The 11403-nt window shown below is 61.2% G+C and carries 8 protein-coding genes; 4 read left to right on the top strand and 4 right to left on the bottom strand.

Features of this window, described 5'->3' with window-relative positions:
* The first annotated feature begins 202 nt into the window (after nucleotides 1-202).
* Together ercA and AC1RS8_RS07590 are read left to right on the top strand one after the other, a co-directional pair.
* Nucleotides 203-1366 (top strand): alcohol dehydrogenase-like regulatory protein ErcA, encoded by a 1164-nt coding sequence (gene ercA, locus AC1RS8_RS07595; protein WP_057715188.1) that lies wholly within the window; start codon nucleotides 203-205, stop codon nucleotides 1364-1366.
* Nucleotides 1350-3086 (top strand): PAS domain-containing hybrid sensor histidine kinase/response regulator, encoded by a 1737-nt coding sequence (locus tag AC1RS8_RS07590; RefSeq protein ID WP_489340486.1) that lies wholly within the window; start codon nucleotides 1350-1352, stop codon nucleotides 3084-3086. Before ercA ends, AC1RS8_RS07590 begins: the two co-directional genes overlap by 17 nt.
* Here the strand turns inward: AC1RS8_RS07590 and AC1RS8_RS07585 are convergent.
* A complete protein-coding gene (locus AC1RS8_RS07585; protein ID WP_489340487.1) occupies nucleotides 3062-3952 on the bottom strand; it encodes an aldose 1-epimerase in 891 nt (296 codons plus the stop codon). The genes AC1RS8_RS07590 and AC1RS8_RS07585 overlap by 25 nt on opposite strands.
* Before the next feature lie 394 nt (nucleotides 3953-4346).
* On the opposite strand from AC1RS8_RS07585, the gene AC1RS8_RS07580 reads away from it, so the two are divergent.
* Nucleotides 4347-4967, top strand: coding sequence for a TetR/AcrR family transcriptional regulator (locus AC1RS8_RS07580; RefSeq protein WP_008046717.1), 621 nt, complete (start codon nucleotides 4347-4349; stop codon nucleotides 4965-4967).
* 142 nt (nucleotides 4968-5109) lie between these two features.
* Here the strand turns inward: AC1RS8_RS07580 and preA are convergent, their stop codons facing one another.
* The 3 genes from preA to hydA form a co-directional block, all read right to left on the bottom strand.
* Nucleotides 5110-6384 (bottom strand): NAD-dependent dihydropyrimidine dehydrogenase subunit PreA, encoded by a 1275-nt coding sequence (gene preA, locus AC1RS8_RS07575; protein ID WP_489340488.1) that lies wholly within the window; start codon nucleotides 6382-6384, stop codon nucleotides 5110-5112.
* Nucleotides 6385-7752: an NAD(P)-dependent oxidoreductase gene (locus AC1RS8_RS07570; RefSeq protein WP_489340489.1), complete on the bottom strand. Its 1368-nt coding sequence runs from the start codon at nucleotides 7750-7752 to the stop codon at nucleotides 6385-6387. It abuts the gene before it with no gap.
* Nucleotides 7753-7914: 162 nt separating this feature from the next.
* Nucleotides 7915-9354 (bottom strand): dihydropyrimidinase, encoded by a 1440-nt coding sequence (gene hydA, locus AC1RS8_RS07565; protein WP_489340490.1) that lies wholly within the window; start codon nucleotides 9352-9354, stop codon nucleotides 7915-7917.
* Nucleotides 9355-9907: 553 nt separating this feature from the next.
* Here hydA and AC1RS8_RS07560 point away from each other — a divergent pair.
* The gene (locus tag AC1RS8_RS07560; protein WP_057715182.1) at nucleotides 9908-11392 is read left to right on the top strand and encodes an NCS1 family nucleobase:cation symporter-1; all 1485 of its coding nucleotides are present in this window, start codon (nucleotides 9908-9910) and stop codon (nucleotides 11390-11392) included.
* The last annotated feature ends 11 nt before the right edge of the window (nucleotides 11393-11403 follow it).

The raw sequence follows: 11403 nt of genomic DNA, 5'->3' as shown, positions 1-11403 counted from the left end.
TATCTGTCGCCAATAGCCATGGAGCAAAAAGCGGCATAAACACCGTAACCGGTGTCCGGGATTACTTGACCAGTTCAAGCTCGCTCCCACAGGGGGCTGCGGCGTTCGCAGAATAGGGCGGATGACCTTGGTCTGATTGCATTCGCAGCTGGATGGTTTAGTGTGGTTTCTACCTTCCAAAACAATAAAAACAGGCTTTCCAATGAGCCAGAGTCTCAACCAGCTGCGCAAGTTCGTTTCCCCTGAAATCATCTTCGGTGCCGGTAGCCGGCACAGTGTCGGCAATTACGCCAAGACCTTTGGCGCACGCAAGGTGCTGGTGGTCAGCGATCCCGGCGTGATCGCCGCCGGCTGGGTCGCCGATGTCGAGGCCAGCCTGCAAGCGCTGGGCATCGAATACTGCCTGTACAGCGATGTCTCGCCCAACCCACGGGTCGAAGAGGTGATGCTCGGTGCCGAGATGTACCGGGAAAACCACTGCGACGTGATCGTCGCCGTCGGTGGTGGCAGCCCGATGGACTGCGGCAAAGGCATCGGCATCGTCGTCGCCCATGGTCGCAGCATTCTCGATTTCGAGGGCGTGGACACCATCCGCGTGCCCAGCCCGCCGCTGATCCTGATTCCGACCACCGCCGGCACCTCGGCCGATGTCTCGCAATTCGTGATCATTTCCAATCAGCAGGAGCGCATGAAGTTCTCCATCGTCAGCAAGGCCGTGGTGCCGGACGTTTCGCTGATCGACCCGGAAACCACCCTGAGCATGGACCCGTTCCTGTCGGCCTGTACCGGCATCGACGCGCTGGTGCATGCCATCGAAGCCTTCGTGTCCACCGGCCACGGGCCGTTGACCGACCCCCATGCGCTGGAGGCGATGCGCCTGATCAATGGCAATCTGGTGCAAATGATCGCCAACCCGACCGACATCGCCCTGCGCGAGAAGATCATGCTCGGCAGCATGCAGGCCGGGCTGGCGTTTTCCAACGCCATCCTGGGCGCCGTGCATGCCATGTCCCACAGCCTCGGCGGCTTTCTGGACCTGCCCCACGGCCTGTGCAACGCGGTGCTCGTCGAGCATGTGGTGGCCTTCAATTACAACTCGGCACCGGAGCGCTTCAAGGTGATCGCCGAGACCTTCGGCATCGACTGCCGAGGCCTGAATCACCGGCAGATCTGTGGGCGCCTGGTCGAACACCTGATCGCCCTCAAGCACGCCATCGGCTTTCACGAAACCCTCGGTTTGCATGGCGTCAGGACCTCGGATATTCCGTTCCTGTCGCAGCATGCGATGCACGATCCGTGCATCCTGACCAACCCGCGCGAATCCAGCCAGCGTGATGTCGAGGTCGTCTATGGCGAAGCCCTCTGACGAGCAACAACGCGCCCTGGCCGGGCTGCTGGGGCTGGGCAGCCATTCGGCGCGCAAGAGTCATTACCCGGAACTGGCCGCGCGCCTGGATGATCTGGAAGCCGAGCGTAACCGCTACAAGTGGCTGTTCGAAAACGCGGTGCACGGTATCTTCCAGGCCAGCCTGCACGATGGCATGCGTGCCGCCAACCCGGCGCTGGCACGCATGCTTGGCTATCAGGACCCGCAGGAGGTGCTGTTCTCCCTGACCGACCTGGCCGGCGCCCTGTTTGTCGACGGCGCGCAGGAGCTGGAAAACATCGGCGAGATCCTCAGGCACCAGCGCAGCCTGCACGGCTATGAAACCCGCTTGCGCCGCAAGGACGGCAGCCATCTCGATGTGTTGATGAACCTGCTGCTCAAACCTGGCCAGGAAGGGCTGGTGGAGGGGTTCGTTTCCGATATCACCGAGCGCAAACAGGCCCAGCAACGCCTGCAGCAACTCAATGACGAACTGGAGCTGCGCGTCGTCGCGCGCACCAATGAACTGCTCGAAGCCAACCGTAACCTTCAGCAGCAGATCACCCAGCGTAAACAGATCGCCAAGGCCTTGCGCGATGCCCGCGATGCCGCCGAGGCCGCCAATCACAGCAAGGACAAATACCTCGCCGCCGCCAGCCACGACCTGCTGCAACCGCTGAACGCCGCGCGGTTGCTGGTTTCGACCTTGCGCGAACGCCAATTGCCGGAAGCCGAACAGGTGCTGGTGGAGCGCACTCACCAGGCCCTGGAAGGGGCCGAAGACCTGCTGACGGATCTGCTCGACATTTCCCGGCTCGATCAGGCCGCGGTCAAGCCGGACATCGCGTCGTACCGCCTCGACGAACTGCTTGGGCCGCTGGTGTCGGAGTTCCAGTCCGTCGCCCAGGCGGCCGGCTTGAACCTGCGGGTGCGCATGGCCGATTACGCCATCAGCACCGACTTGCGCCTGATGACGCGGATCCTGCGCAACTTTCTCAGCAATGCCTGTCGCTACACCGATGAAGGCAGCATCCTGCTGGCGGTAAGGCGTCGGGGCGAGATGCTGCGCCTGGAGGTCTGGGACACCGGGCGTGGCATCGCCGCCGACCGGCTCGATTCGATCTTCCTCGAGTTCAACCAACTGGACGTCGGTCGCGCCGCCGACCGCAAGGGCGTGGGCCTGGGGCTGGCGATTGTCGAGCGCATCGCCAAGATCCTTGGCTATAGGATCGGCGTGTACTCGTTGCCGGGGCGGGGTTCGATGTTCAGCATCGAGGTGCCGATATCCGACGAGGTTCCGTTGCCCGTGAGCCAGGCGGTACCACAACCGGGTACCGGCAATCCGTTGCCGGGCCGCCGTTTACTGGTGATCGACAACGAAGTGAGCATTCTCGAAAGCATGGGCGCGTTGCTCGGGCAGTGGGGCTGCGACGTTCTGGTCGCCACCGATGAAGCGGCTGCGCTGGCGGCGCTAAGCGGACAGGCGCCGGAGCTGATTCTCGCGGACTATCACCTCGATCACGGGGTGGTCGGCTGTGATGTTGTGCGACATTTACGCGAGCATTTCCACCAGGACATTCCCGCGGTGATCATTACCGCCGACCGCACCGACCAATGTCGGCGTGCGTTGCAGCGGCTCAACGCACCCTTGCTGAACAAACCGGTGAAGCCTGGCAAGTTGCGAGCGGTATTGAGTCAACTGTTGGGAGCATCTGCCTGAAGCGGTCGATACTGCAGGGTGAAACCCAGTTCGGTGGATTGGCCCTGTTCCAGCAAACGCAACCCCGGCCGACCGGGCAGGTGGTGCGCGTTGACCGGATGGCTCACCGGTTCGATGCAGAAAAACTCCAGGCCCACGGGGCAGTACAGCAGGTAGTAATCGCTGCCGGTGGCCTGGCAGTCGAGCGTGTAACCAAGATCCGCTTGCTCGATCAGGCAGTGACCGTTCCATTCGCAGAAGCCGTTGTCCACCAGCAATTCGGGCAATGCCTTCAGATGCTGGAAATCCCACTCGAGCGGCAATGCGCTGAGTTCTGTCGGCAGTTTTGCCCTGTCGCACAACCACACATGCCGGGCGGGCGCCTGTAGTCGGGTGTTCTCGGTGCGCGGCAGATACGGATGCAATCCCAGGCCATGCCACGCAGCGTGCTCGGCCAGGTGGGTGACGTGCAGTTCGATGCTCAGCTTGCCCGCGCTCAAATGGAAACGTTGCCGGGCGCGATAAGCGAAGGGGGTTGTGCCGTCGAGCTGCAGGACCACTTCATTTTCCGACCGGGAAACCATGTCCCACGCCTGCTGCCAGGCGCTGCCGTGAATCGGCAGGGGATCGGTGAGGCTGTTGGGCGCCAGTGCCAGCCAGCCATCGGGGCAATCGAAACCGCCATCGGCGATGCGGTTGGACCAGGGGATCAAGGGAAAGCAGCCGAGTTTGCCGGGCAGGCCGGTGTTCAGGGCATGGGCATCACTGTGGCGCAACAAGGGCTGTCCGGTGCTGCGCACCGTCCAGTTGACGATGCTGGCGCCAAGCTCGGGCGCGAGGATGAGGCGGGTGAATTCGTCTTCGAGTTCGATCAGTGTTAGCGACATGTTGACCTGCTGTGTGATTTTCAAGGCTTGCACCGTTCCCTGTGGCGAGGGGGCTTGCCCCCGTTGGGTCGCGAAGCGGCCCCTACGACTTTCAGGCATATCGAGGCGTTTATATTTGCGTCTGCTGCGCAGCCTAACGGGGGGCAAGCCCCCTCGCCACAAAAGCTCGCTCCCACAAGGGATTGGATTGTCAGCTGGAAATCATCGGCGGCAGCGTGCCGAGCAGGGCCGCGACGGTCAGGGTTTTCTTGAGCAACATCGTGGGTACCTCAGGCAGTTTCCAAGTGCGCAGAGTTTAGCTATACGACAGCGGCAGTACGAAGTTTCGTTTTCCCCTGTCGCCGCGATCCAGAGCGGATGCTAGTCTTGCTCAACGTTGTTGTCGGGGATCCGCATGGGCAATCACAAGATCGAGATTCGTCGCAGTAACGTCGAAAAAATCCTGCTGGGGGCGGAAAAAGTCTTCGCTGAAAAGGGCTTTGGCAGCACCGCCATGGCCGACATCGCCGCTGAAGTACAACTGCCGCGCTCCAACCTGCACTACTACTTCAGCACCAAGACCGAGTTGTACAGCGCCGTGCTGTTCGACTTGCTGGAAGTCTGGAAGCAGGATGCGCTGTGCTTCGAGATGTTCGATGACCCGCGTGTGGTGCTCAGCAGCTACATCCGCGCCAAGATGAACCATTCCCGCAGCCGGCCCTATGGCTCGAAAGTCTGGGCCAACGAAATCATCCATGGCGCGCCGACCCTCGGCGAAGCGCTGGATGCGAGCCTGTACGACTGGGCCAAGATGAAGGAAGCGAAAATCCGCCAGTGGGTGGACGACAAACGCATCCTGCCGGTGGAGCCCTCGAGCCTGCTGTACATGATCTGGGCCTCGACCCAGCACTACGCCGACTTCGATCACCAGGTGAATATTCTCAACGACCATCAGCCGCTGTCGGACATGCAGTTCGAGAAAGCGGTGCAGACGGTGACCAGTGTGATTTTGCGGGGGATCGGGTTGGAGCCTTGAGATTTGTGCTGCAGTGGCCGGCCTCATCGCGAGCAAGCTCGCTCCCACAGGGATCATTGGTGTACTCAGGTTTGATGTACGACACAAATCCACTGTGGGAGCGAGCTTGCTCGCGATGGCGCCGGTTCAGACGCCGCAGATTTCAAGGACCGACGTGATACGGATTCCTCGGATCATGATTCCAGTCCAGGAACGGCTTGCCAGTCTCCACCGGCACCATCTCGATGCAGTCCTGCACCGGGCAGGTGATCTGGCACAGGTTGCAGCCCACACACTCCTCATCGATCACTTGATACTTGTGAGTGCCATCCGCTTGCTTGAGGCTGGCCACGGCCTGGTGCGAGGTGTCCTCACAAGCGATATGGCAGCGACCGCAACCGATACAAGCCTCCTGATCGATTTTCGCGATCACCTGGTAGTTGATGTCCAGGTACTTCCAGTCCGTGGTGTTGCCCACCGCGCGGCCGGAAAACTCCGAAATGCTGGCATAGCCCTGACTGTCCATCCAGCGTGACAAGCCGTCCTTCATGTCTTCGACAATCCGGAAGCCATGCAGCATCGCCGCCGTGCAGACCTGCACCGAGCCACTGCCGAGCGCGATGAATTCCGCCGCATCGCGCCAGTTGCCAATGCCGCCGATCCCGCTGATCGGCAGGCCCTGGGTCTGCGGGTCGCGGGCGATTTCGGCGACCATGTTCAAGGCAATCGGCTTGACGGCCGAGCCGCAGTAACCGCCGTGGGTGCTTTGGCTGCCGACCATGGGATTGGCGACCATGCGTTCGAGGTTAACGCTGGTGATCGAGTTGATGGTGTTGATCAACGACACCGCATCGGCACCACCACGGTGGGCCGCGCGGGCGGCGACACGGATGTCGGTGATGTTCGGCGTGAGCTTGACGATCACCGGCAGCGAGCAATAGGTCTTGCACCAGCGGGTGACCTGTTCCACGTATTCCGGCACCTGGCCGACCGCCGCGCCCATGCCGCGTTCCGGCATGCCGTGGGGGCAACCGAAGTTCAGCTCGATGCCGTCGGCGCCAGTGGCTTCCACCAGCGGCAGGATGTGTTTCCAGGATTCTTCGATGCAGGGCACCATCAAGGACACGATCAGCGCACGGTCCGGCCAGTCCTTTTTGACCTGGGTGATTTCCCGCAGGTTGATCTCCAGCGAGCGGTCAGTGATCAGCTCGATGTTGTTAAAGCCCAGCACCTCCCGGTTAGCCCCGAAGTGTGCCGAGTAGCGCGAAGACACGTTCACCGCCGCCGGGTCTTCACCCAGGGTTTTCCAGACTACGCCGCCCCAGCCGGCCTCGAAGGCGCGGACCACGTTGTAGGCCTTGTCGGTCGGCGGCGCGGAGGCCAGCCAGAATGGATTGGGTGCTTTGATGCCGGCGAAGACAATCGACAGATCGGCCATTTACGCAGCCTCCACGTTGAGCATCAGTTGAGCGTTGATCGCCTCGGCGGCGCGCTTGCCATGCTGCACGGCTTGCACGGTAAGGTCCTGATCGAGGCTGGTGCAGTCGCCGCCGGCATACACGCCGGGGATGCTGGTGCGCAGTTGCTCATCGACTTCGATGCGTTCGCCCTGACGCTTGAGTTCTCGGGCCAGCGGATCGCTGAGGGCGCTGCCGTCGAAGGTCTGGCCGATGGCCTTGAAGATCGCGTCGGCGGCCAGTTCGAAGGTTTCACCGGTGGTTTGCAGGCGGTCTTTCACCAGACGGGTGCGGGCGAAACGCATGCCGCGCACGCGGCCATGGTCATCGAGCAGCACTTCTTCGGGTTGAGCCCAGGTCATCAGCCGCACCTGATTGGCCTTGGCAATCTCCTGTTCGTGATGGGTGGCCCCCATGTCCTCGATGCCACGGCGGTACACCAGATTCACATCGTGGGCGCCGAGGCGGGCCATTTGCACCGCCATGTCGATGGCGGTGTTGCCTGCGCCGAGGACAATGCAGTGGTCGGCCAGGGGCAGTTGGCTCAGGTCATCGGCCTGGCGCAGTTCACGGATGTAGTCGGTGGCGGCGAGCAGGCCGGGCGCGTCTTCGTGGGCCAGCCCTAGCTGTTTGCTGGCATTGAGCCCGAGGCCGAGGAACACCGCATCGAACTGTTGATGCAGTTCACTGAGGGTCAGGTTCTCTCCGAGTTTCTGCCCGTGGCGGATTTCGATGCCGCCAATCTCCAACAGGAACTCAAGCTCCTTTTGCGCGTAGTCATCCACCAGTTTGTATTTGGCGATTCCGTACTCGTTGAGGCCGCCAGCCTTTTCCCGCGCCTCGAAAATCACCACGTCATGCCCGTGCATGGCACTGCGGTGGGCGCAAGACAAACCGGCCGGACCGGCACCCACCACGGCGATGCGTTTGCCGGTGGCGGCAGCACGCTGGAAGGGGTGCGTGCTGAAATGGGCGTTGTCCACGGCGTAACGTTGCAACAGGCCGATCATGACCGGCGCGCATTCGTGAGTGTTGTTGCGCACGCAGGCTTGCTGGCAAAGAATCTCCGTCGGGCACACCCGGGCGCAACTGCCGCCGAGGATGTTGGCCGAGAGGATTTTCTGCGCGGCGCCTTGCACGTTGTCCTGCGCAATGTTGCGGATGAACGAGGGAATGTCGATCTCGCTCGGACAGGCATTCACGCAGGGCGCGTCGTAGCAATACAGGCAGCGCGAGGCTTCCAGGTGCGCCTGGCGCTCGTTGAGCGGCGGCGCCAGATCGGTGAAGTGGCCGGCGAGGGCGGCCGCATTCTCAACGGGATGCGGGAGGTGGTCCAGGGTCTTGATCACGGTTTTGGCCTCACGGTTATTTGAGGTGCTGCCTCTGAATGGGCATTGTTTTTTGTGTTGTCTGTGCGGGCCTCATCGCGAGCAAGCTCGCTCCCACAGGGATCTCGGGTGTTCACAAAACCTGTGGGAGCGAGCTTGCTCGCGATAGGCCGAAGGCCGCTCTCAGCGTTTCACGGCAACCGGCTGATTCAACTCAGCCCGCTTGCTCAGCAAATCAAACACCGCCGGATACGCCGGTCGTTCGATGTAGCGCCCGGCCCCGCGTTCGGCCCGCAGGTCGCCGTCGGCCCAGACCACGCGGCCCTGGCTGATGGTGTGGCTGGGCACGCCGCGCACGGTCTTGCCTTCGAAGATGTTGAAGTCCACCTGCTGGTGGTGGGTCTTGGCGGAAATGGTGCGCGTGCCTTGCGGGTCCCACAGCACCAGGTCGGCATCGGCACCCACACGAATCGCGCCTTTGCGTGGGTAGAGGTTGAAGATCTTCGCCGTGTTGGTGGACGTCAGCGCGACGAATTGCTGCATCGAAAAGCGTCCGCTGTTCACGCCTTCATCCCACAACACCGCCATGCGGTCTTCGATGCCGGCGGTGCCGTTGGGGATCTTGCTGAAGTCGTCGCGGCCAGCGGCTTTTTGCTCGGCGCAGAAGCAGCAGTGGTCGGTGGCGGTGGTGTGCAGGTTGCCCGATTGCAGGCCATGCCAGAGCGCTTCCTGATGGCCGCGGGGGCGGAACGGCGGGCTCATCACGTAACCGGCGGCGGTTTGCCAGTCCGGATCGCGGTAGACGCTGTCGTCCAGCAGCAGGTGCCCGGCCAGTACTTCGCCGTAGACCGGCTGGCCCTTGCCCCGGGCGTAGGTGATTTCGTCCAGGGCTTCCTTGGTCGAGACGTGAACCAGGTACAGTGGCGTGCCTAGGGTTTCGGCGATGCGGATCGCCCGGCTCGCGGCCTCACCCTCAACCTGTGAAGGCCGCGACAGCGGATGCGCTTCCGGTCCGGTGATGCCCTGGGCCATCAGCTTGCGTTGCAGGTGATACACCAGTTCACCGTTTTCCGCGTGAACGGTCGGCACCGCGCCCAGTTCCAGGCAGCGTTCGAAACTCGCCACCAGGGTGTCATCGGCGGCCATGATCGCGTTCTTGTAGGCCATGAAATGCTTGAAGCTGTTGACGCCGTGCTGGCTGACCAGTTCGGCCATTTCCTCGCGGACCTGTTCGCTCCACCAGGTGATGGCGACGTGAAAGCCATAGTCCGACGCCGACTTCTCGGCCCAACCGCGCCACTGATGGAAGGCTTCGAGCAAGGATTGCTGCGGGTTGGGAATCACGAAGTCGATGATCGACGTGGTGCCGCCGGCCAGTCCGGCCGCCGTGCCGCTGTAGAAGTCTTCGCTGGCCACGGTGCCCATGAAGGGCAGTTGCATGTGGGTGTGCGGGTCGATGCCGCCGGGCATCAGGTATTGGCCGCTGCCGTCGAGCACTTCGGCGCCTGCAGGTACATCGAGATTTTCGCCGATGGCCTTGATCACGCCGTCTGCGCAATACACATCGGCGCGATAACTTTCATCATGGGTAACAAGGGTGGCGCCACGGATCAACAGAGACATTCCGAGTTCCTCGCAGGCAATGACCGGTTTATGCCGGTTCTAGATGTTCTATATACAAACAGCCCGGTCAGATTTATTCCTGTCAGTGCTGTCAGGATTAAACGCTAGCTGCAGTTATCCGAATCGGCAAGAATATTTTTTATAAGCTTATGCAGTAATTAACTAATTGATAATTAAAGATTAATTGCAAGAATCACCAAAATGGTGAGGCCGTTCACCATTTTGACGCACTTGACAGGATCGAAAAATAGTCAAGATTTCTTATGTGAAATCAGCTGTTTGAGTATGGTCTATGGTTGATGCGCAGCCATCGAAAAAAAGATCAACGCACCAGATTGAGTCCTGACTGTCAGGACAACTTGTCTGGCATTCGGCCTGAGTGGCATGACATGCAACTGAGGACTGCATCGTTGACTGCATAAAACTGATAAACATCAGTTGCTTACAGAGTGTTTATGGAACTGCCCGATGCGTAATCGGGGCACCCGGCACGTTTATTGATGCCGCCAGCCCCCGATGAGCAAAAAATAATTCAAAGAACAGTGGAGCGGCCATGCAACAGATCAGATCGCAAGTGACCGAGCGCGACGGCTTGTTCGAGCTTGAAGCCGGCAGCGATGTCCTCGACAGTCCCCGTTACAACCACGACATTGCACCGACCAAGGTGCGTGAACGCACCTGGAACAAATGGCACATCACCGCGCTGTGGGTAGGCATGGCGATCTGCGTTCCGACCTACACCCTTGGTGGTGTGCTGACCGCGTACTTCGGCCTGACCGTCGGTGAAGCGCTGCTGGCGATTCTGTTTGCCAACATCATCGTGCTGATTCCCCTGACGCTTAACGCCTTTCCCGGCACCAAATACGGTATTCCCTTTCCGGTGTTGCTGCGCTCGTCCTTCGGCGTGCTCGGCTCCAACATTCCGTGCCTGATCCGCGCCCTGGTGGCGTGTGGCTGGTTCGGCATCCAGACCATGTTCGGCGGGCTGGCGATTCACCTGTTCCTCGGCTCGGTGTTCGAGGGCTGGAAGTCCCTGGGCGGCACCGGTGAGGTCATCGGCTTCATGGTGTTCTGGGCGCTGAACCTGTGGGTGGTGATTCGCGGTGCCGAGTCGATTAAATGGCTGGAAACGCTCTCGGCACCGCTGTTAGTGCTGGTGGGGGTTGGGTTGTTGGTGTGGGCCATGCCCAACGTGTCGATGACCGAGTTGCTGGCGATCCCGGCCAAGCGCCCCGAAGGCGCGGGCGTGGCCAGTTACTTCGCGGCCGGGCTGACCGCGATGGTCGGGTTCTGGGCCACGCTGTCGCTGAACATCCCCGACTTCAGCCGCTATGCGAAAAGCCAGAAGGACCAGATCGTCGGGCAGATCATCGGCTTGCCACTGACCATGTTCCTGTTTGCCTCCCTGGGCGTGGTGATGACCGCCGCCTCGGTGAAGCTGGTGGGGGTGACGGTGTCCGACCCGGTGACCCTGATCGGCCATATCCAGAGTCCGGTCTGGGTGGCGCTGGCCATGGCGCTGATCATCATCGCCACGCTGTCGACCAACACCGCGGCCAACATCGTGTCGCCCACCAACGATTTCCAGAACATCGCACCCAAGGCGATCAACCGGACCAAAGCGGTAATCCTCACCGGGCTGGTCGGACTGGCGCTGATGGCCCATGAACTGCTGAAAAAGCTCGGCCTGATCGTTTCCGATCTCAGCCTGGAAACGGTCTATTCCAACTGGCTGCTCGGCTATTCCAGCCTGCTGGGGCCGATCGCCGGGATCATGGTGGTTGACTATTTCCTGATCAAGAAGCAGCAACTGGACCTCGCCGGCCTGTACCGCGATGACGTGTATCCGGCGTGGAACTGGAGCGGGTTCATCGCGTTTGGTGTGCCGGTGGTGCTGACGCTGCTGTCCCTGGGCAGCGACGCGTTCAGCTGGTTCTACAGCTATGGCTGGTTCACCGGCTCGGCGCTGGGTGGGATTATTTATTACGGGTTGAGTGTGATGCGGCCCAGCCCATCAATAGCTAAAACTGCGGTGTAAGGGAGGGGCCT

The organism is Pseudomonas sp. GW821-FHT12A04 (assembly GCF_058807755.1).
This window is presented reverse-complemented; position numbering and strand designations above follow the sequence as displayed.